The sequence below is a fragment of the Cellulomonas sp. GbtcB1 genome, from assembly GCF_019091725.1.
Lineage (GTDB): Bacteria > Actinomycetota > Actinomycetes > Actinomycetales > Cellulomonadaceae > Cellulomonas.
In genome coordinates this window covers 19,886-39,814 of sequence record NZ_JAGXJG010000041.1, presented here as the reverse complement: position 1 = coordinate 39,814, position 19,929 = coordinate 19,886, and the positions used below count along the sequence as shown (strand labels likewise).

The following is a 19,929-nucleotide window of genomic DNA, read 5'->3' as shown; positions in this document are numbered from 1 at the left end:
GGCCGCTGGTCCGCGCCGACGACCCCGCGCCCGCTCCCGCGCCCGCGCCGGCCCCCGCGCCCGCCGGGGACCCGGCCCCCTCGAGCGGCGCCGCCGACGGCCCGTGCAGCCCGTACCGGCGGCGCAGCGGCCGCACCCGCTCCGACAGCCACCGGCGGTACTCCTCGGGCACGTAGGCGCCGTTCGCGTACAGCCGCCGGTAGTTCGGCACCAGCTCCGGCCGGTGCTCGGCGAGCCACTGCAGCATCAGCGGCCGCACCGGCCCGCGCAGGTGCAGCGGGATCGTCGTCACCCAGGACGCACCGGCCTCGGCGAGGTCGCGGAACAGCCCGTCGAGGTGCGCGGTGGAGTCGGTGAGCCAGGGCATGACCGGGGCCACCAGCACCCCGCACTCCAGCCCGGCCTCCCGCACGGCCCGGATCAGCCCGAGCCGGGCGCGGGGCGTCGGCGTACCCGGCTCCATCGCCTGCTGCAGCTCCTCGTCGCCGATCGCGAGCGACACGGCCACGCTCACCCCGACCTCCCCCGCGGCCTCCGTCAGCAGCGGGATGTCCCGGCGCAGCAGGGTGCCCTTGGTGAGCAGCGACATCGGGGTGCCCGAGTGTGCGAGGGCGCCGATGATCCCCGGCATCAGCGCGTACCGGCCCTCGGCCCGCTGGTACGGGTCGGTGTTGGTCCCGAGAGCGACGTGCTCGTGCGTCCAGGACGGGCGGCGCAGCTCCGCGGTCAGCACGTCGACCACGTTGGTCTTGACGACGATCTGGGTCTGGAAGTCCTCGTCCGGGCCGAGGCCCAGGTACTCGTGCGTCGGGCGGGCGAAGCAGTAGGTGCAGGCGTGGAGGCAGCCGCGCATCGGGTTCACGGTCCACCGGAACGGCATCGCCGACGCCTCGGGCACCTTGTTGAGGGCCGACTTCGCGTGCACCTCGTGGAACGTCACGCCGGTGAACTCCGGCGTGCGCACCGACCGCTGGTGCCCCGCCAGCGCGAGGCCGGGCAGCGCCTGCGCCGCCTCCGCCGCGATCTTCTGCCCGTCCCACCGCATGGCACCGATTCGAACACGTGTTCGACTCCCGCGCAACCACGGAGCCCCTCGGCCTGGGGGCAGGCCGGAGCGGCCCACCGGGCCGGAGCGCGGTGACCCGGGGCCCGCGGCAGGAAACTCAGCATGCTGGCCTTCCGGTTGCCGACCGGGCGCCGCCGCCGCACCGTGGAGGCATGACCTCCGCGAACCCGGCCCAGCCCGCCCCGAGCCACCCCGCCCACCGCGACGACGCCGGCGCGGGCACCACCGCCGGCACGGGCGCCGGCCCCACCACCCGCGGCTGGCCCGTGCTCGTCGGCCTGCTGCTGCTCAACGCCGTCGTCGCCTTCGGCGGCAGCCTCGCGTCGACGTCCGGCGTCGAAGGCTGGTACGCCGACGCCGAGAAGCCCGCGTGGACGCCGCCGAACTGGGTGTTCGGCCCGGTCTGGACGGTGCTCTACGTGGTGATGGCGGTGGCCGCCTGGCTGATCTGGCGGCGGCACGGCCGCGCGGCCACGACCGCACTCGTCCTGTACGGCGTGCAGCTCGCGCTGAACGCCGCGTGGACGCCGGTGTTCTTCGGCGCGGAGCAGCTGGGCCTCGGCCTGGCGATCATCCTGGCGCTCGAGGTGGCGCTGGTCGCGACGATCGTCGCGTTCCACCGCCTGACCCCGTGGGTCGCCTGGCTGCTCGGCCCCTACCTGGCGTGGGTGCTCTACGCCACGACGCTGAACGCGGGCCTCGCCGCCCTGGCGTGAGGCCCCGGGGGTCAGCCCTCCGCGGGGACGACCCGCGGCCACAGGTCCTGCGTCGGCGGCGCCCAGGCCGCGGCGTCGGCGTCGACCTGCTCGCCCGACCGGATGTCCTTCACCTGGTCCGCGGCGCCGTCCTCGCCCGGGAACCAGACGAACGGGATCCCCCGGCGGTCGGCGTGCTTGATCTGCTTGCCGAACTTCGCCGCCGTCGGGGCGACCTCGACCGGCACGCCCCTGGCCCGCAGCGCGGTGGCGACGGCGTCCGACGCCGGCCGGCTCTCCTCCGACGTCACGGCGACCAGCACCGCCGCCGGCACGCCGCGGGTCGCGCGGACCAGGCCGCCCGACAGCAGCCGGGACACCAGGCGCGACACGCCGATCGACAGCCCGACGCCCGGGTAGGTCTGCTTGCCGTCCGAGGCGAGCGTGTCGTACCGCCCGCCGGAGCAGATCGAGCCGAGCTGCTCGTGGCCGACCAGCACTGTCTCGTAGACCGACCCGGTGTAGTAGTCCAGCCCGCGGGCGATCTTGAGGTCGGCGACGACGACGCCCGGGGCGCGCACGGCGGCGGCCTCGATCAGCTGCCGCAGCTCGCCCAGGCCCTGCTCCATGAGCTCGGACGCGATGCCGTGCTGCGCGGCGAGCGCCCGCACCCGGTCGACGACGCCGGCGTCGCCGCCGGAGATCGCCGCGAGGTCGAGGCACGCCTGCGCCTGCTCGGGCGTCGCGCTGGTCTCGGCGACCAGCAGCGCGGCGACCTTCTCCGGGCCGATCTTGTCGAGCTTGTCGATGCTGCGCAGCACGCCGTCGACGTCGTCGAGGCCGAGCCCGCGGTAGAAGCCCTCGGCCACCCGGCGGTTGTTGACGAGGATGCGCACCGGCGGCACGCCGATGTCGCGCAGCGCGCCGAGCGCCTCCGCCATGACCAGCGGCAGGTCGACCTCGTAGTGGTACGGCAGGTCGCCCGCGCCGACGACGTCGATGTCCGCCTGCACGAACTCGCGGAACCGGCCGTCCTGGGGGCGCTCGCCGCGCCACACCTTCTGGATCTGGTAGCGCTGGAACGGGAACGCGAGGTGCCCGGCGTTCTCCAGCACGTAGCGCGCGAACGGCACCGTGAGGTCGAAGTGCAGGCCGAGCTGCCCGGACCGGTCCTGCTCGGCGTCGGCGTCCTCCTGCAGCCGGCGCAGGACGTACACCTCCTTGGAGGTCTCGCCCTTGCGCAGCAGCTGGTCGAGCGGCTCGACCGCCCGGGTCTCGATCCCGGCGAACCCGTGCAGCTCGAAGGTGCGCCGCAGCGTGTCGAGCACGTGCTGCTCGACCACGCGGCCGTCGGGGAGCCACTCGGGGAAGCCGGAGAGAGGAGTCGGTCGTGCCATGCAGGTCAGTTTGCCAGGTACGGGTTGGTGGCCAGCTCCGCGTCCACCCGCGTGGCGGGCCCGTGGCCGGGCAGGACGTGCGTCCCGGGCGGCAGGGCGCCGACGACGTCGCGCAGGGTGGCCGCCATCGCGACCGGGTCGCCGCCGGGGAGGTCCGTGCGGCCGACCGACCCCGCGAACAGCACGTCGCCGGTGAACGCGACCCGGTCGTCGCCCGCGGCGAGCAGGTAGAGCGTCGAGCCCTCGGTGTGGCCGGGGGCGTGCCGGGCGACCAGGGTCACGGAGCCGAGACGCAGCTCGACGTCGGGGGTCCGGCCGGTGCCACCTGCGGTCCCGGCGTCGCCCGCTCCCCCGTCCTCGCCCCCGAACGGCACCACCAGTGCCGGGTCGACCCGCCCGAAGGTCGCCGGGTCCAGCCCCGCCGCCGCGGCCGCCGTCCGCAGCGCGCCCGCCACGCCGGGGTCGGCCGCCGCGCCCAGACCCAGCGTGCCGAGCGGGTCGGCCAGCCGGTGCGCGTCCCGGGCGTGCAGCCGGAGCGGCACGCCCGCCTCGGCGGCGAGCACGCCGGCGTCCGCCACGTGGTCCGCGTGCCCGTGGGTCGCGACGACCCCGGCGACGCGCAGCCCTTGCTCGGCGACCGTGCGCCGCACCGCGTCCGCGACGCCGCCACCGGGGTCCACGACCACGCAGTCCCCGTCGTCGGCCGCCACCACGTAGCAGGCCGCGGCGAACACGGGGGCGGTCAGTCCGAGGATGCGCACCCGGCCACGCTAGCGGCGCCCGCGGGGCCCCCGGCACGCACGCGCGGCGCGCGCGTCACCCGCGCGACCACCGGCTGCCTAGACTGTCCGGCGGGCGCGGGCGCTCTGAGTGCCCGCGCACGGGGACCCGCCGACGCCGAGACCGAGGAGAGTGCGTGCCGTCCAGCAAGCGCGAGCGCGAGTACGAGCGCCGCCGGTACGAGAAGTGGCAGCAGCGCCAGGTGCAGAAGCACGCCCGCAAGCGGCGGCAGCAGATCGTCGCCGGCGGGGTCGTCGGCGTGCTCGTGCTCGGCGTGGGCATCACCGCCGCGCTCCTCGCCACCGGCGGGGACGACGACACCACCGCGGGCTCCGGCGCCACCGACGCCCCCACGGCCACGCAGACCACCGCCGCCGAGCGCCTCGGCAACGGGGGCGTGCTGCCCGACGCCGCGCTCGCCGAGGGCCGCGCCTGGACCGGCACGATCACGACCAGCCAGGGCGAGATCGGCGTCGAGCTGGACGGCGCGGCCGCCCCGCAGGCGGTCGCGAACTTCGTGACGCTGGCGCAGGAGGGCTACTTCGACGGCACCGACTGCCACCGGCTCACCACCAGCGGCATCTACGTGCTGCAGTGCGGCGACCCGACCGGCACCGGCACGGGGAGCCCTGGCTACGCGTTCGGCCCGATCGAGAACGCCCCCGCCGACGACGTCTACCCGGCCGGCACCATCGCGATGGCCCGCCAGGGCGGGAACGGCGAGTCGATGGGCAGCCAGTTCTTCCTCGTCTACGAGGACTCGACCATCCCGGCGGACGCCGCCGGGGGCTACACCGTGTTCGGCCGCATCACGTCGGGCCTCGACGTCGTGCAGGCAGTCGCTGACGCGGGCGTGAGCGGCGGTGCCTCGGACGGCACCCCGGCCACCCCCGTCACCATCGAGGGAGTGGAGACCCAGTGACCGAGACGCCCGACGAGCAGCAGCGCGCCCAGGACAGCGACGAGGCCGCCGTGGCCGCGACGCCCGGGGTCGGCGAGGCCGAGGTCCCCGCGACCGAGGCCCCCGCGGCCGACGACGCCCAGGTCCCCGCGAGCGAGGCGCCCGCGACCGAGGTCCCGACGGCCGACGACGCCGAGGCCGCGGAGCCGCAGGCCGCCGAGCCCGAGGCCGAGCCGGCCCCCGCGGCGGCCGCGCCGACCCCCGCTACCGCCCCTCGGCCGAGCGCCCCGAAGCCCAGCGCCATGCGCCCCCGCCCGCGCCCGAGCGCCCCGTCGGCCCCGGCCGGCACGGTCGCGTCCGGCGAGGCCCCGGCCGCCCCCGCGACCCCCGTGGTCCCGGTGCCGGTGGCCGACGACTCGGCGGAGGCGGCCGCCGCGGCCGGCTTCGGCCGGGTCGACGAGGAGGGCACCGTCTACGTCCGCGAGGCCGCGGGCGAGCGCGTCGTGGGGCAGTTCCCCGGCGCGTCGGCCGACGAGGCGCTGGCGCTGTACGTGCGCCGGTTCCTCGACCTGCAGGCGAAGGTCGCGCTGTTCGAGGCACGTCTCACCGCGACGGACCTCGCGGTCAAGGAGATCGACCAGACGCTCACGCGCCTGACCGAGGAGACCGCCGAGCCGGCCGCCGTCGGCGACCTGGACGGCCTGCGCGCCCGCCTGGACGGCCTGCGCGCGGCTGCCGCCGAGCGACGCGCGGCGGTCGAGGCCGAGCGGTCCGCCGCCCGCCAGGCCGCGCTGGAGGCCCGCACGCAGATCGTCGAGCGCGCGGAGAAGATCGCCACGACCGACCCGGCCCGCATGCAGTGGCGGCCGGCGGGCGAGCAGCTCCGCGCCCTGCTCGAGGAGTGGAAGGAGGCGCAGCGCTCCGGCCCGCGCGTCGACCGCACCTCCGAGGAGGCGCTCTGGAAGCGGTTCAGCCACGCGCGCACCACGTTCGACCGCGAGCGTCGGCACTACTTCGCCGAGCTGGAGTCCCGGAACGCCGGGGCGAAGGCCGCGAAGGAGGAGATCGTCCGCGAGGCCGAGCGCCTGTCCTCCAGCACCGAGTGGGGCCCGACCGCCGGCGCGTACCGCGACCTCATGGCGCGGTGGAAGGCCGCCGGCCGCGCGAGCCGGTCGGACGACGACGCGCTGTGGGCCCGGTTCCGCGCCGCGCAGGACACGTTCTTCCGCGCCCGCGACGAGCTCAACGCCGCCACGGACCGGGAGTACGGCGCGAACCTGGAGGTCAAGGAGGCGCTGCTGGTCGAGGCCGAGGCGATCGACCCGGCGAAGGGGCTCGGCCAGGCCAAGGCCGCGCTGCGCTCGATCCAGGACCGCTGGGAGGCCGCGGGCAAGGTGCCGCGCGGCGACATCCAGCGCGTCGAGGGCCGGCTGCGCGCCGTCGAGGCGAAGGTCCGCGACGCCGACCAGGCCGAGTGGCGCCGCACCAACCCCGAGACCCGCGCGCGGGCCGAGGGCGCGCTCGCGCAGCTCGAGAACGCGATCGCGCAGCTCGAGGCCGACCTGGCGAAGGCCCAGGCCGGGGGCGACGCCCGCAAGGTCGCCGACGCGCAGGCCGCGCTCGACGCCCGCCGGTCCTGGCTGGAGCAGGTGCAGCGGGCCGCGGACGAGTCCCGGGGCTGACGCCCGTCCACAGCCGGTGCCGGTCGCCCCTCGCCACGCGCGGGGGTCGACCGGCATCGTGCTGCGGGTGACGTCCCGACCCGCTCCCCCGCCCGACCACGCCGACCACGAGCACGCCGACTCCGACCACGCCCAGCCCGGCCCCGCCGAGCCCGACCACGCCCCGCCAGCACCGCGCACCGCCGCCCGGCTGCCGCCCACGCCCCTCGTCCGCCCCGGCGACGTCGGCCCGGTCGCCTGGCACCTGCTGGTGCGCGACGGGCAGCTCGTGCCGCTCCGCGAGGACGTCGCCCTGCCCGCCGAGGTGCGCCCGACGCCGGCGCTGCGGGCCGCGGCCCTCGCTCCGCTCGTCCCCGCGCGGTGCGCCGTCGCGCGCGCCGCGGCGGTCTGGGTGCACGTCGGCGGCACCCCGCCCGGGAGGATCGACGTCGTCGCTCCCCCCGGCGCCCGCGTCCCCGACCCGGCTCCGGGCAGGACGGGCGCGACCGCGAGCCTCCCGGACGCCGACGTCGTGCTGCTCGGCGGCGTGCGCGTGACGACCCCGCGCCGCACGGCGGTCGACCTGCTGAGCCAGGACCCGCCGGGTCTGGCGCTCCCGCTCGTCGCGCGGCTGCGCGCGGCGGGCGTCGAGGCGGCGCGGGTGCGCGCCGACGTGGCGGCGGCGTCCGGGCGGCGCGGGGTGCGGGCCGCGGCGGCGCTCCTCCCGGCGCTGGAGGACGCCGTCGCCGGCGCCGACCGGGCCGTCGGTACCGCTACGCGTCGACGGCCGGCTGCTCCGCCTTCGCGCCCGTGATCCGGTAGACGTCGAACACGCCCTCGACCTTGCGCACGGCCGCCAGCACCGACGCGAGGTGCGACGGCTCCGCCATCTCGAACACGAACCGCGACTGGGCGACCCGGTCCCGGGAGGTCGACACCGACGCCGACAGGATGTTGACGTGGTGGTCGGACAGCACCCGGGTGATGTCGGACAGGAGCCGGCTGCGGTCCAGCGCCTCGACCTGGATCTGCACAAGAAACAGCGCGGTGCTCCCCTGGCTCCACTCGACGTCGACCATGCGCTCGGGCTGGGCCCGCAGCGCGGTGACGTTGATGCAGTCGGACCGGTGCACGCTGACGCCCTGGCCGCGGGTCACGAACCCGATGATGTCGTCGCCCGGCACCGGGGTGCAGCACTTGGCGAGCTTCACCCAGATGTCGTCCACGCCCTTGACGACCACGCCCGGGTCGCCGGTGCGGACGCGCCGCGCGGTCTGGCCCGGGCGGGCGACCTCGGCGATGTCCTCCTCGGCGCCCGGCTCGCCGCCCATGGCGTGCACGAGCCGCTGCACGACGGTGGCCGCGGAGACCTGGCCCTCGCCGATCGCCGCGTACAGGGCCGAGACGTCGGCGTACCGCATCTCGTTGGCGAGCGCGACGAGCGACTCGTGGGACAGCAGGCGCTGGATCGGCAGGTTCTGCTTGCGCATCGCCTTGGCGATGGCGTCCTTGCCGTGCTCGATCGCCTCCTCGCGCCGCTCCTTGGTGAACCACTGGCGGATCTTGTTGCGCGCGCGGGGGCTGGTGACGAACCCGAGCCAGTCGCGCGACGGCCCGGCGGTCTCGGACTTCGAGGTGAACACCTCGATGACGTCGCCGTTCTCCAGCGTGGAGTCGAGCGGGACGAGCCGGCCGTTGACCCGGGCGCCCATCGTGCGGTGCCCGACCTCGGTGTGCACCGCGTACGCGAAGTCGACCGGGGTGGCGCCCGCGGGCAACGCCATGACGTCGCCCTTGGGCGTGAAGACGTAGACCTCGCCGTCGGCGATCTCGAACCGCAGCGAGTCCAGGAACTCCGAGGGGTCCGCGGTCTCCTTCTGCCAGTCGACGAGCTGGCGCAGCCACGCCATGTCGTTGCCGTCGGCGTCGCCCCCGGCGCCCTTGGCGTTCTCCTTGTACTTCCAGTGCGCCGCGACGCCGTACTCCGCGCGCCGGTGCATGTCGTGCGTCCGGATCTGGATCTCGACCGGCTTGCCGCCCGGCCCGATGACCGTCGTGTGCAGCGACTGGTAGAGGTTGAACTTGGGCATCGCGATGTAGTCCTTGAACCGGCCCGGGACCGGGTTCCACCGCGCGTGCAGCGCGCCCAGCGCCGCGTAGCAGTCCCGCACCGTGTCGACCAGGACCCGCACGCCCACCAGGTCGTAGATGTCGGCGAAGTCGCGGCCCCGCACGATCATCTTCTGGTAGATCGAGTAGTAGTGCTTCGGCCGGCCCGTCACCGTCGCCTTGATCTTCGCGCTGCGCAGGTCGGCACCGACCTGCTCGCGGACCACGGCCAGGTACTCCTCGCGGGCCGGCGCGCGCTCGGCGACCAGGTGCACGATCTCGTCGTAGACCTTCGGGTACAGCGTCGAGAACGACAGGTCCTCGAGCTCCCACTTGATCGTGTTCATGCCGAGGCGGTGCGCCAGCGGGGCGTAGATCTCGAGCGTCTCGCGGGCCTTCTTCTCGGCCGACGCCGCGGGGACGAACTTCCAGGTGCGCGCGTTGTGCAGCCGGTCGGCGAGCTTGATCACCAGCACCCGGATGTCCTTGGACATCGCGACGACCATCTTGCGCACGGTCTCGGCCTGCGCGGCGTCGCCGTAGGTCACCTTGTCGAGCTTGGTGACGCCGTCGACCAGCATCGCGATCTCGGGGCCGTACTCCGTGCGGAGCTGGTCCAGCGAGTAGGACGTGTCCTCGACGGTGTCGTGCAGCAGCGCCGCGGCGAGCGTCGGGGGCGTCATCCCGAGCTCGGCGAGGATGGTCGCGACGGCCACCGGGTGCGTGATGTACGGGTCGCCGCTCTTGCGCAGCTGGCCGCGGTGCGCGGCCTCGGCCGTGACGTAGGCGCGCTCGATCAGGCTGAGGTCGGCCCTGGGGTGGTTCGTCCGGACGGCCTGGAGCAGCGGCTCGATCACCGGAGACTGCTGGGGCCCGCGGATCTGCCCGAACCGGGCGAGGCGCGACCGCACCCGGCTGGTGCCGCCCGTGGTCGCGGGCGCCTCCGGCCGTGCGTCGGGTCCTGCCGAGGTCCGTGGCTCCGCCATGCACGCCTCCCGCCGTGCCGGGTCTCCCCGGCTGTCCGATGACGACGCGGCCCGGACGGACCGGACGCGCTGTCGATCCGCACGATTCTACGGCGTCGACACCGTGCACCGCGTCACGGGCCACCGCAGCACGGCGCCGCCGCCGCCCGCGGGGGTGACGGCGGCGCCGGGAGGCGGATCAGACCGCGAGCAGCGCGTCCACGTGCCGCCCCGCGAGCCGCGACCGCCCGGGCAGGAACGTCAGGTCCATGAGGAAGGACAGGCCCACGACCTCGGCCCCGCACTCCTCCAGCAGCTCGACGGTCGCCTGCGCGGTGCCGCCCGTGGCGAGCACGTCGTCGACCACCAGCACGCGCGAGCCGGCCGGGACCGTGAACGGGTGCAGCTCGACCGAGGCCGCGCCGTACTCGAGCTCGTAGTCCCGCCGGGCGGTGGGCCCGGGCAGCTTGCCGGCCTTGCGCACCGGCAGGAAGCCGGCGCCCAGCGCCATGGCGACCGGCGCCGCGAGGATGAACCCCCGCGCCTCCATGCCGGCGACCAGGTCGACCGGGCCCGGGACGCGGGCGGCCATCTCGCGCACGACCGCGTCGAACGCCGGGCCGTCCGCGAGCAGCGGGGTGATGTCCTTGAACACCACGCCCGGCGTCGGGTAGTCGGGGACGCTGCGCACGAGCTCCTCGACCCGGTCGACGAGCGCCTGGCCCGTCAGCCCGAGGTGCTGCCCGCTCACGTCCTGCACGCCGCTCATCGCCGGCCCTTCTTCCTGCGCGGCTGCGCCGCGACTCCCTGGTGACCGCCCGGGCGCACCTGTCCGGTGAACCGCGCGACCGCGACCTCCTCCGAGGACGCGTCCTCGTCCAGTCCGCCCTGGGCGAGCCGCGCGCGGGCGGCCAGCACCTTCGCGGTGTGCTCCCGGATGGGCTGCTCGCGCAGGCGGAGCACCACCTCGAGCGGCGTGGCCAGGAAGATCGACGAGAACGCGCCGACGATCATGCCGACGAACAGCGCGAGCGCGATGTCGCGCAGCGTGCCGGCGCCGAGGACGAACGCCCCGATGAACAGGATGCCCGCGACCGGCAGCAGCGCCACGACCGAGGTGTTGATCGAGCGGACCAGCGTCTGGTTGACGGCGAGGTTCGCGCGCTCCTCGTAGGTGGCGCGCGTCTGGTCGGTGATGCCGACGGTGTTCTCGCGGACCTTGTCGAACACCACGACGGTGTCGTAGATCGAGTACCCGAGGATCGTGAGGAAGCCGATCACCGTCGCCGGCGTGACCTCCCAGCCGACCGCGGCGTACACGCCGGCGGTGATGACGATGTCGTGGAACAGCGCGACGATCGCGGCGACGGCCATGCGCCAGTTCCGGAAGTACACCGTCATGACGATGCTCACGAGCACCAGGAACACGATCAGCGAGGTCGCAGCCTTCTTCGACACGTCCGCGCCCCAGGTCGGGCCGATGAACGCGCTCGCCACGTCGTCGTCGGACACGCCGTACGCGTCCTCGAGCGCCGTGCGGACCTGGGTCACCTGGTCGTTGGTGAGCTCCGAGGTCTGGATCCGCAGCGTGGACGAGCCGACGTTGCTGACGCGCGGCACCTCCTCCGGCGCGATCTCGGTGACCGCGTCGATGGCGGGCTGCTGGTCCGTGGTCGACACGTTCGACACGGTGAACTGCGAGCCGCCGCGGAACTCGATGCCCGGGTGCAGGCCCGGCTTGAACAGCAGGACGACGGAGAGCAGCACGAGGATCCCGGAGATCAGGAACCAGGTGCGGCGCCGGCCGACGATGTCGTACGAGCGGCGGCCCGTGTACAGGTCGTTGCCCCACTGGGCGAAGTTGACGGCCATCAGGACTCGCTCCCCTCGGTGCGTCGCGCGGCGGGGGTGCTGCCGTCGGGTGCCTCGTCGGTGTCGGTGGTGCCGGTGGTCCCGGCGTCGTCGGCGTCGGCGGGCGCTGCGGTGCCGGCCTCCGCCTCGGCCTGCGCGGCGCGCGCGGCGGCGCGGCGCTCGGCGATGGTGCCGCCCGCGCCGACCGGGGCCGCGACCAGCGTCGAGGTCCGGGCGCCGAGGTCGGCGGGCTCCTCCGCCGGGGCGTCGGCGTCCGCGCGACGGCCCGTCGCCACGCGGCCGCGGCCGACGTAGCGGGTCGACTCGGGCGCGCCGAGCCGGCGCGGGTCGAGGCCGGACAGCGGGTGGCCGCTGCCGAAGAACCGGGTCTTCGCGATCAGCTTCATCACCGGGTGGGTGAACGTGAACACGATGAGCAGGTCGAGCAGCGTGGTCAGCCCGAGGGTGAACGCGAAGCCGCGCACCGATCCGACCGCGAGGAAGTAGAGGACCACGGCGGCCAGGAAGTTCACCGCGTCGGACGCCAGGATCGTGCGGCGCGCGCGCTCCCACGCGCGGTCGACGGCGGCGACCAGGGTCCGGCCCTCGCGCAGCTCGTCGCGGATGCGCTCGAAGTAGACGATGAACGAGTCCGCGGTGATGCCGATGGCGACGATCAGACCGGCGACGCCGGGCAGCGACAGCCGGTACCCCTGGGTCCAGGACAGCAGCGTGATCACGCCGTACGTGAGCACCGCCGCGATGACCAGCGACGCGACCGTCACCAGGCCGAGCGCGCGGTACTGGAACAGCGAGTAGATGACGACCAGGATCAGGCCGATGAGGCCGGCGATCAGACCCTTCTCCAGCTGCTCGGAGCCGAGCGTCGCGGAGATCTGCTCCTCGCTCTGCACCTCGAAGCTCAGAGGCAGCGCGCCGAACTTCAGCTGGTTGGCGAGGGCCGTCGCGGAGTCCCGGGTGAACGAGCCCGAGATCTCCGCCTTGCCGTCCGAGATGATGACGCCCGGGTCGAGCGACGGGGCCGAGATGACCAGGCCGTCGAGCACGATCGCGAACTGGTTCTGCGGCGACGACAGGCCCTGGAGCCGCTCGGTGACGTCCGCGAACTGGCGGGTGCCGGTCCGGTCGAACTCCAGGTTCACCGCCCAGTTGTTGGTGACCGCGCCGGACTGGCTGACCTGCAGGCCGGAGCTGGCGTTCGCGATGTGCGAGCCCTCGACCTCGACCGGGCCGAGGATGTACTTGACGGTGCCGTCCGGGTCGCAGGTGACCATCGCCGCGTCGGCCGCGACCTGCTTGCCGCCCGTGAGGTTCGCGGGGTCGGTGCAGTCGAGGGCGTCGTACTCCGCCTGCACGGCGGGGGTGATGTAGTACTCGGCGTCGCTCGCGGAGTCCGGGGCCGCCTTCGTCGGCTGGTCCGAGGGCTCCGTGGCGCCGTCCGTGGGGCTGGCCGACGGGGTCGCCGTGGGCGTCGCCGCGCCGTAGGTCAGGACCGGCCGGAACTCCATCTGCGCGGAGGTGCGGACGAGGTCCAGCGTCTCCTCGCTCGGGCGGCCCGGGAGGGCCACGACGATGTTGGACCCGCCCTGCGAGCTGATCTCCGCCTCGGCCACGCCGGACGAGTCGACGCGCTGCCGGATGACCTCGATCGCCTGGGCGATGGTCTCCGACGTGACGCGGGACTCGTCCTGGGCGACCGGCGCCAGGATGAGCTGCGTGCCGCCCTCGAGGTCGAGGGCGAGCTTGGGCGTCCAGGTCGCGTCCGACAGCTTGGTGCCGGCGAAGATCGCGCCGAACACGGCGACCGTGATCACGGCGAGCGTGAGCAGGATGCGCGCCGGGTGGCGGCGGCGTGTGGGTGGGGCCAACGGACCGTCTTCTCTCGTGCGCGCACCGCCCGCGGACGGCGGGCGGTGCGGATGAAGGGCGTCCCTCCCCCGCCTGCGGCGGAGGTGGGACGCCCGGTCGACTACTGCTGGGGCTTCTTGGTGCTGTCGGGGCCCTCGTCGTCACGCGGCGGCTGCAGCGAGGAGAGGTCGTCCGGGACGTCGATCCGGCCCGGCGGGATGGCGCCCGGCTCGTCGCGCCACTCGGCGTCGTCGCCGTCGACCTCGTCGGTCTCGTCCTCGTCGGCCACCGGCGGCTCGACGAGGCGCGCGATCGCGGCCTTGATCCACACGGACTGCTGGCCGGGCGTCGACTCGAGGGTGACCTCGTCGCCGTCGACCTCGACGACCGTGCCGTACATGCCCGAGCCGGTCATCACCCGCTGGCCGGGCTGCAGGTTGTCGCGGAAGCTGAGCTGCTCCCGCTGCGCCTTGCGCTGGCGGCTGGACAGCAGCCACATCGCCCCGAGGCCGATGACGAGGATGATGAGGAAGGTCGGGTCCACGAAGAAACAGCTCCTGACTGCGTACGACGTCGGCCGCAGTCTAGGCGCCACGGCTCCGGGCTCCTAACGACCGCGGGCGCGCGCCGGTTCCCTGTGCGGGACCTGTTCGTGCCGCCGCGGCGCGCGGGGGTCTCAGCCGAACAGCGTATCCGCCGGGGTCGGCGCGGACAGCCCCAGGTGCGCCCACGCCTCGGGCGTCGCGACGCGCCCGCGCGGGGTCCGGCCGATCAGCCCCTCGCGCACGAGGAACGGCTCGGCGACGGTCTCGACGGTCTCCGGCTCCTCGCCCACCGCCACGGCCAGCGTGGTGAGCCCGACCGGGCCGCCGCCGAACCGGGTGCACAACGCCGTCAGCACCGACCGGTCGAGCCGGTCGAGCCCGCGCCGGTCCACCTCGTACACCTCGAGCGCCGCGCGCGCCGCGTCGAGCGAGAGCGTGCCGTCACCGCGGACCTGCGCCCAGTCGCGCACCCGGCGCAGCAGCCGGTTGGCGATCCGCGGGGTGCCGCGGGACCGGGAGGCGATCTCGGCGGCCGCCTCGTGCGCGAGCGGCACGCCCAGCAGCCCCGCCGACCGGACCAGCACCCGCTCCAGCTCGTCGTCGGCGTAGAAGTCCAGATGCCCCGTGAACCCGAACCGGTCGCGCAGCGGCGCCGGGAGCAGACCGGCGCGCGTGGTGGCGCCGACGACGGTGAACGGCGGCAGCGCCAGCGGGATCGCGCTCGCGCCCGCGCCCTTGCCCACCACCACGTCGACCCGGAAGTCCTCCATCGCGACGTAGAGCAGCTCCTCGGCGGGCCGAGCGAGCCGATGGATCTCGTCGATGAACAGCACCTCGTTCTCCTCCAGCGAGGAGAGGATCGCGGCGAGGTCGCCGGCGTGCTGGATCGCGGGGCCGCTGGTGACGCGCAGCGAGGTGCCGAGCTCGGCGGCGATGATCATGGCGAGCGTCGTCTTGCCGAGCCCGGGCGGGCCGGACAGCAGCACGTGGTCGGGCGCCCGGCCGCGGCCGAGGGCGGCCTGCAGCACGAGCGACAGCTGCTCGCGCACGACCTTCTGGCCGACGAACTCGTCGAGGTGCCGCGGGCGCAGCGCCGCCTCTGCGGCGCGCTCCAGGTCGTCGGCGCCGGGGCGCACGACCGAGTCCGCCGGGTCGACGTCCACGCCGAGGTCGACCTCGTCAGCCACGGCCGCCGCCCAGGGTGCGCAGCGCCGCGCGCAGCACGCCCGCCACCTCGGCCTCGCCTACGGGCTCGTCGCTGCCGTCGAGCACGGCGGCGACCGCGTCGGCGGCGGCCTTCTGGTTCCAGCCCAGGCCCACGAGCGCGTCGACCACCTGGTCGCGGCGGTCGGCCGGCCCGGCCGTGGCCGCCCCGCCGCCGGCGAGCGCGACCGGGGCCGGGGCGCCGAGCCGGTCGGCGAGCTCCAGCACGATCCGCTGCGCGCCCTTCTGCCCGATGCCCGGCACCCGCTTGAGCGCGGCCAGGTCCTCGGTGGCGACCGCGCGGCGCAGCCCGTCCGGGGTGTGCACCGCGAGCATCGCCAGCGCGAGCCGCGGGCCCACGCCGCTGACCTGCTGCAGCACCTCGAAGACCTCGCGCTCGTCGTCGTCCGCGAACCCGAACAGGGTCAGCGACTCCTCGCGCACCACCAGCGAGGTGTGCAGCGTGGCGGTCGCCCCGACCCGCAGGCCCGCGAGCGTCGCCGGGGTCGCCTGCACGAGCATGCCGACGCCGCCGACCTCCACGACGGCGGCGTCCAGCCGCACGGCCTGCACGGTCCCGTGCACCGAGGCGATCACTCCGGCTCCTCCCAGTCGCGGCGGGCGCGGGACCGGCGTGGCCGGGCGCCCGCCGTGCAGTCTGCCACGCGTGCGAACAGGTGTACGAACGACACGCGGCCGGCGCGGTCCGCGCGGCCGGGTGGAGACGGGTGGAGCGTTCTGCCCACGCGCGCCGCGTCCCGGCAGAACGCTCCACCCGAGCTGCGGGTCGGGGTCAGCGCGACGGGACCCGGCGGGCCGCCTGCTCGGCCTGGGCCCACGCGCGCTGCGCGGCGGTCATCGAGCCCGGGGCGCGCTGCGGGGCGCCGACCGCGCCGGCCGGGCGCCACAGGTGGCAGATCGCCAGGGCGAGCGCGTCGGCGGCGTCGGCGGGCCGCGGCAGCTCGTCGAGGGACAGCAGCCGCTGCACCATCGACTGCACCTGCGGCTTCGCGGCCCGGCCGCTGCCCGTGACGGCGGCCTTCACCTCGGACGGCGTGTGCATCGCGACCGGGATCTTCCGGCGCGCCGCCGCGAGCATCGCGATGCCGGCGACCTGGGCGGTGCCCATCACGGTGCTGACGTTGTGCTGCGCGAACACCCGCTCGACCGCCAGCGCGTCGGGGGCGTGCTCCTCGAGCCACTCGTCGATGGTCGCGGCGATGACGAGCAGCCGCTGGTCGATGTCGGCGGCCGGCGCGCTCTGCGCGACCCCGACGGCCACCATCCGCACCTTCCGGCCGGGCAGCCCGTCGACCACGCCCAGCCCGCAGCGGGTGAGTCCGGGGTCCACACCGAGTACGCGCACGCCCCCATCCTCGCAGCCCTGTTCAGTGGAGCGTTCTGCCCGACACGCCCGGCGTGTCTCGGCACAACGCTCCACTCATCTCCAGCCCGCGCCAGGCGACCACCGCCCGGACGCGACGACGCCCCGCGCCCGGGGGTCCGGGGCGGGGCGTCGTCGGTGCGGCAGCGGCCGAGGGGACGTCAGTCGTCCTCGAGCTCCGCCATGACCTCGTCGGAGGCGTCGAAGTTCGCGTAGACGTTCTGCACGTCGTCCGAGTCCTCGAGCGCGTCGATCAGCCGCAGGATCTTGCGGGCGCCCTCGGCGTCCACCTCGATCTGCGTGGCCGGGTAGAACACGACGTCGGCCGAGTCGTACTCGATGCCGGCCTCCTGCAGCGCCGTGCGCACCTTGACGAGGTCCGTGGCCTCGGAGAGCACCTCGAAGGCCTCGCCCGCGTCGTTGACCTCCTCGGCGCCCGCGTCGAGCACGGTCAGCATGACGTCGTCCTCGGTGGTGCCCTCCTTGGGGACCATGACGACGCCCTTGCGCGAGAACAGGTACGCCACCGAGCCCGGGTCGGCCATCTGGCCGCCGCTGCGGGTGAACGCGACGCGCACGTCGGCCGCCGCGCGGTTCCGGTTGTCGGTGAGGCACTCGACCAGGAACGCGACGCCGCCGGGGCCGTAGCCCTCGTAGAGGATCGTCTGGTAGTCCGCGCCGCCGGCCTCGGCACCCGAGCCGCGCTTGACGGCACGCTCGATGTTGTCGTTGGGGACCGAGGTCTTCTTGGCCTTCTGGATGGCGTCGAACAGCGTCGGGTTGCCCGCGGGGTCACCACCGCCGGTGCGCGCGGCGACCTCGATGTTCTTGATCAGCTTCGCGAAGAGCTTGCCGCGCTTCGCGTCGATCACGGCCTTCTTGTGCTTGGTGGTGGCCCACTTGGAGTGACCCGACATCGCTTCCCTCTCGTTTCCCGCGCCGCCCCGGCGCTGCCCGGGCCGGCGGTGCGGCGCGCTCCGGCAGCGGAGCGCGCCCCCGCTCTCACAGGGCGTCGCGGACGATCTCGACGAACAGCCGGTGCACCCGCGTGTCCCCCGTCACCTCCGGGTGGAAGGACGTGGCGAGCAACGAGCCCTGGCGCACCGCGACGATCCTACCGGCGGCGGGCCCCGACTCCACGCGGGCGAGCGCGGTCGCGGCCGGGCCGACCTCGTCGACCCAGGGCGCGCGGATGAACACGGCGTGCACCGGGTCCGCCGCGCTGTCCGGGACGCCGTCGATGGTCAGGTCGGTCTCGAACGAGTCGACCTGGCGCCCGAACGCGTTGCGGCGCACGGTGACGTCGAGCCCGCCCAGGGTGCGCTGCCCGTCGATGCCGCCGACGATCCGGTCGGCGAGCAGGATCATCCCGGCGCACGACCCGTAGGCGGGCATGCCTGCCTCGAGCCGCTTCCGCACGGGCACGTCGAGGTCGAACGCGCGCAGCAGCTTGTCGATCGTCGTCGACTCGCCGCCGGGCAGCACCAGGCCGTCGACGGCGTCGAGCTCGGACTCGCGGCGCACCGGGACGGCCTCGGCCCCGGTCGCGCGCAGCGCGGCGAGGTGCTCGCGGACGTCGCCCTGCAGGGCCAGGACACCGATGGTGGGGGTGGCGGTCACCCGCACATCCTACGAATCGGCGACGCCGGCCAGCGCACCGCCGCCGACGGCCGCGGCCGCCGCACCCGTGCGGGACCAGTCGGCCACCGCGTCGGCGAGCCGGGACAGGCCCTCGAGCAGCGCGCCGCGCTCGGCGGCCAGCGACACCCGCACCATGCCCTCGCCGCCCGGCCCGAACGCCGACCCCGGGGACACCGACACGTGCCGGTCGGCGAGCAGCCGCAGCGCGAACGCCTCGGAGTCCCGCATCGCGGCCGACACGTCGACCATGAGGTAGAACGCGCCCTGCGGCCGCACGGACGGGATGGCGCGCGCGTCCAGCAGCGCGACCGCGGCGTCGCGCCGCTCCCGGTACGAGTCGACCGCCGCGGTCACGTCGTCCTGCGGGCCGGTCAGCGCGGCGAGCGCGGCCCGCTGGCTGACCGAGGACGGGCAGGCGACGGTCGCCTCGGCGACCTGGCCGAGCAGGTCGATCACGCCCGGGTCGCGGGACACGACGTAGCCGAGCCGCCAGCCGGTCATCGCGTACGTCTTGGAGAAGCTGAAGAACGTGAGCACCCGGCCGTCGGTGTCGAAGGCGGCGGGGCTGGCGTGCGGGCGGTCGAAGGTGATCGCCTCGTAGCACTCGTCCGAGAACACCCACAGGTCCCGCTCGCGGGCCAGCTCGACGACGCCGGCCAGCAGCTCCGGCGGGTACATCGCGCCGGTGGGGTTGTTCGGCGAGCAGACGACGATCACCCGCGTGGCGGGCGTGATCGCCGCGGCGATGTCCTCGAGGGTCGGCACGAAGCCGTTCGCGGCGTGCGCCGGGTAGGTCGCGACGTCGACCCCGGCGGCCACGGCGGCCATCCGCCAGTTCGGGAACTCGGGGTCGGGCAGCAGCACCTGGTCCCCCGGGCCGGCGAGCGCGTTGATCGCCATGGCCAGCCCGTGCATCGCGCCGTGCGTCACGACCACGTCCGAGGCGGTGACGTCGAGGCCGTTGACCCGGCGCACCTTCTCGGCCAGCGCGGCCCGCAGCTCGGGGGTGCCGGTGCTCGACGTGTACGCGGTGTGCCCCGCGGCGGCGTCCCGGCCCGCCGCGGCGACGACGTGCGCGGGCGTCGGCACGTCGGGCTCGCCAATCTCCAGGCGGATCGCCTCCGGGTCGCGCATGGCGAGCTCCATGAGGGTGCGGATGCCGCTGCGGTGCATGCGGGTCACGGGCGAGGTCGAGATGGGCACCGGCCGACCCTAGCCGAGAACCAGGCCCGGACGTTACTCCCCGGTAACGTCAGTCGTCGCGCTGCAGGCCGAGGTGCCGCACGGACCCGTCCCAGCCCGCCAGCAGCGGCCGGACGAGGTCCGGCAGCCCCTCGGGGAACACCTCGCGCGTCTCGGCGGCCAGCTCGTCCAGGTGCCACCAGCGCAGCTCGTCCAGCACGTCCAGCTCGACCTCGGTCCAGCCGTCGCGCGCGATCGTCGCGGTGTCCACCGCGTCGGCGACCCGCGCCAGGAAGAACTCCTCGTCCTGGCGGCAGTGCTCGGCGTAGAAGTCGAACAGCGCGGACCGGGTGAGCACCGGGCCCACGAGCGCGGCGTCGTCCAGCAGCAGGCCGGTCTCCTCCCGGACCTCGCGCACCGCCGCCTCGCGCGCGGACTCCCCCGGGTCGATCCCGCCGCCGACGGTGAACCACCAGGACCGCTCGGGCTGGTCGACGTCGTGCCCGCGGACCAGCAGCAGCCGGTCCTCGGCGTCGACCAGCAGCACGCGCGCGGCCCGGCGGAACCGCAGGCCGTCCTCGCCCAGCACCCAGTCGGCGCCGAGCGAGGACCCGGTGGTCGCCGCCGGCGCCCCCGACGGCGACGGCCCGCCGGCCCCCGCGGGGGTCGACGGGCCGTCG

The 19,929-nt window shown here is 75.0% G+C and carries 19 protein-coding genes; 4 read left to right on the top strand and 15 right to left on the bottom strand.

Features of this window, described 5'->3' with window-relative positions:
* Positions 1-1,045, bottom strand: a 1,045-nt coding sequence (locus tag KVT14_RS14360) for an Rv2578c family radical SAM protein (RefSeq protein WP_217616288.1), incomplete at its 3' end; no start/stop codon positions are given.
* Between the two features lie 173 nt (positions 1,046-1,218).
* Here KVT14_RS14360 and KVT14_RS14355 point away from each other — a divergent pair.
* Positions 1,219-1,782 (top strand): TspO/MBR family protein, encoded by a 564-nt coding sequence (locus tag KVT14_RS14355; protein ID WP_217616287.1) that lies wholly within the window; start codon positions 1,219-1,221, stop codon positions 1,780-1,782.
* 11 nt (positions 1,783-1,793) lie between these two features.
* On the opposite strand, the gene hisS is transcribed toward KVT14_RS14355, so the two are convergent.
* Positions 1,794-3,158 carry a histidine--tRNA ligase gene (hisS, locus tag KVT14_RS14350; RefSeq protein WP_217616286.1) on the bottom strand — a complete coding sequence of 455 codons (1,365 nt, stop codon included), beginning with the start codon at positions 3,156-3,158 and terminating at the stop codon, positions 1,794-1,796.
* Positions 3,159-3,163: 5 nt separating this feature from the next.
* The gene (locus tag KVT14_RS14345) at positions 3,164-3,919 is read right to left on the bottom strand and encodes an MBL fold metallo-hydrolase (RefSeq protein ID WP_217616285.1); all 756 of its coding nucleotides are present in this window, start codon (positions 3,917-3,919) and stop codon (positions 3,164-3,166) included.
* A 155-nt stretch (positions 3,920-4,074) separates the two neighbouring features.
* On the opposite strand from KVT14_RS14345, the gene KVT14_RS14340 reads away from it, so the two are divergent.
* From KVT14_RS14340 to KVT14_RS14330, 3 genes are all read left to right on the top strand, one after another.
* Positions 4,075-4,860 carry a peptidylprolyl isomerase gene (locus KVT14_RS14340; RefSeq protein WP_217616284.1) on the top strand — a complete coding sequence of 262 codons (786 nt, stop codon included), beginning with the start codon at positions 4,075-4,077 and terminating at the stop codon, positions 4,858-4,860.
* Entirely contained in the window at positions 4,857-6,521 is a 1,665-nt protein-coding gene (locus tag KVT14_RS14335) for a DUF349 domain-containing protein (protein WP_217616283.1), read from the top strand. Before KVT14_RS14340 ends, KVT14_RS14335 begins: the two co-directional genes overlap by 4 nt.
* Before the next feature lie 67 nt (positions 6,522-6,588).
* Positions 6,589-7,314, top strand: a complete 726-nt coding sequence (locus tag KVT14_RS14330) for a hypothetical protein (RefSeq protein ID WP_217616282.1) — start codon at positions 6,589-6,591, stop codon at positions 7,312-7,314.
* Here the strand turns inward: KVT14_RS14330 and KVT14_RS14325 are convergent.
* From KVT14_RS14325 to KVT14_RS14270, 12 genes are all read right to left on the bottom strand, one after another.
* Positions 7,274-9,595 (bottom strand): bifunctional (p)ppGpp synthetase/guanosine-3',5'-bis(diphosphate) 3'-pyrophosphohydrolase, encoded by a 2,322-nt coding sequence (locus KVT14_RS14325; protein ID WP_217616281.1) that lies wholly within the window; start codon positions 9,593-9,595, stop codon positions 7,274-7,276. The two genes, KVT14_RS14330 and KVT14_RS14325, sit on opposite strands and share 41 nt — an antisense overlap.
* Positions 9,596-9,773: 178 nt before the next feature.
* Positions 9,774-10,343: an adenine phosphoribosyltransferase gene (locus KVT14_RS14320; RefSeq protein ID WP_147793646.1), complete on the bottom strand. Its 570-nt coding sequence runs from the start codon at positions 10,341-10,343 to the stop codon at positions 9,774-9,776.
* Positions 10,340-11,446, bottom strand: coding sequence for a protein translocase subunit SecF (secF, locus tag KVT14_RS14315; RefSeq protein ID WP_217616280.1), 1,107 nt, complete (start codon positions 11,444-11,446; stop codon positions 10,340-10,342). Before secF ends, KVT14_RS14320 begins: the two co-directional genes overlap by 4 nt.
* Positions 11,446-13,314: a protein translocase subunit SecD gene (gene secD, locus KVT14_RS14310; RefSeq protein ID WP_217616279.1), complete on the bottom strand. Its 1,869-nt coding sequence runs from the start codon at positions 13,312-13,314 to the stop codon at positions 11,446-11,448. The genes secF and secD overlap by 1 nt, the downstream gene beginning before the upstream one ends.
* Before the next feature lie 101 nt (positions 13,315-13,415).
* On the bottom strand, positions 13,416-13,838 hold the full coding sequence (gene yajC, locus KVT14_RS14305; protein WP_217616278.1) for a preprotein translocase subunit YajC: 423 nt from the start codon (positions 13,836-13,838) through the stop codon (positions 13,416-13,418).
* 132 nt (positions 13,839-13,970) lie between these two features.
* Positions 13,971-15,002 (bottom strand): Holliday junction branch migration DNA helicase RuvB, encoded by a 1,032-nt coding sequence (ruvB, locus tag KVT14_RS14300; protein ID WP_147796816.1) that lies wholly within the window; start codon positions 15,000-15,002, stop codon positions 13,971-13,973.
* Between the two features lie 16 nt (positions 15,003-15,018).
* Positions 15,019-15,639, bottom strand: a complete 621-nt coding sequence (gene ruvA, locus KVT14_RS14295) for a Holliday junction branch migration protein RuvA (protein ID WP_217616277.1) — start codon at positions 15,637-15,639, stop codon at positions 15,019-15,021.
* A gap of 196 nt (positions 15,640-15,835) precedes the next feature.
* Positions 15,836-16,408 carry a crossover junction endodeoxyribonuclease RuvC gene (ruvC, locus tag KVT14_RS14290; RefSeq protein WP_217616276.1) on the bottom strand — a complete coding sequence of 191 codons (573 nt, stop codon included), beginning with the start codon at positions 16,406-16,408 and terminating at the stop codon, positions 15,836-15,838.
* A gap of 179 nt (positions 16,409-16,587) precedes the next feature.
* Entirely contained in the window at positions 16,588-17,343 is a 756-nt protein-coding gene (locus KVT14_RS14285; protein WP_147793652.1) for a YebC/PmpR family DNA-binding transcriptional regulator, read from the bottom strand.
* A gap of 85 nt (positions 17,344-17,428) precedes the next feature.
* Complete coding sequence (pdxT, locus tag KVT14_RS14280) at positions 17,429-18,046, bottom strand: pyridoxal 5'-phosphate synthase glutaminase subunit PdxT (protein ID WP_147793653.1); 618 nt, start codon at positions 18,044-18,046, stop codon at positions 17,429-17,431.
* Between the two features lie 9 nt (positions 18,047-18,055).
* Positions 18,056-19,270 carry a pyridoxal phosphate-dependent aminotransferase gene (locus KVT14_RS14275; protein WP_308161081.1) on the bottom strand — a complete coding sequence of 405 codons (1,215 nt, stop codon included), beginning with the start codon at positions 19,268-19,270 and terminating at the stop codon, positions 18,056-18,058.
* 49 nt (positions 19,271-19,319) lie between these two features.
* Complete coding sequence (locus tag KVT14_RS14270; protein WP_308161083.1) at positions 19,320-19,838, bottom strand: NUDIX domain-containing protein; 519 nt, start codon at positions 19,836-19,838, stop codon at positions 19,320-19,322.
* Positions 19,839-19,929 lie beyond the last annotated feature (91 nt).

What these genes read in the sequence shown, in the direction of transcription:
- KVT14_RS14355 (WP_217616287.1), top strand. Translation starts at nt 1,219, where the DNA reads ATGACCTCCGCGAACCCGGCCCAGCCCGCCCCGAGCCACCCCGCCCAC.
- hisS (WP_217616286.1), bottom strand. Translation starts at nt 3,158, where the DNA reads ATGGCACGACCGACTCCTCTCTCCGGCTTCCCCGAGTGGCTCCCCGAC.
- KVT14_RS14325 (WP_217616281.1), bottom strand. Translation starts at nt 9,595, where the DNA reads ATGGCGGAGCCACGGACCTCGGCAGGACCCGACGCACGGCCGGAGGCG.
- KVT14_RS14320 (WP_147793646.1), bottom strand. Translation starts at nt 10,343, where the DNA reads ATGAGCGGCGTGCAGGACGTGAGCGGGCAGCACCTCGGGCTGACGGGC.
- secF (WP_217616280.1), bottom strand. Translation starts at nt 11,446, where the DNA reads ATGGCCGTCAACTTCGCCCAGTGGGGCAACGACCTGTACACGGGCCGC.
- KVT14_RS14285 (WP_147793652.1), bottom strand. Translation starts at nt 17,343, where the DNA reads ATGTCGGGTCACTCCAAGTGGGCCACCACCAAGCACAAGAAGGCCGTG.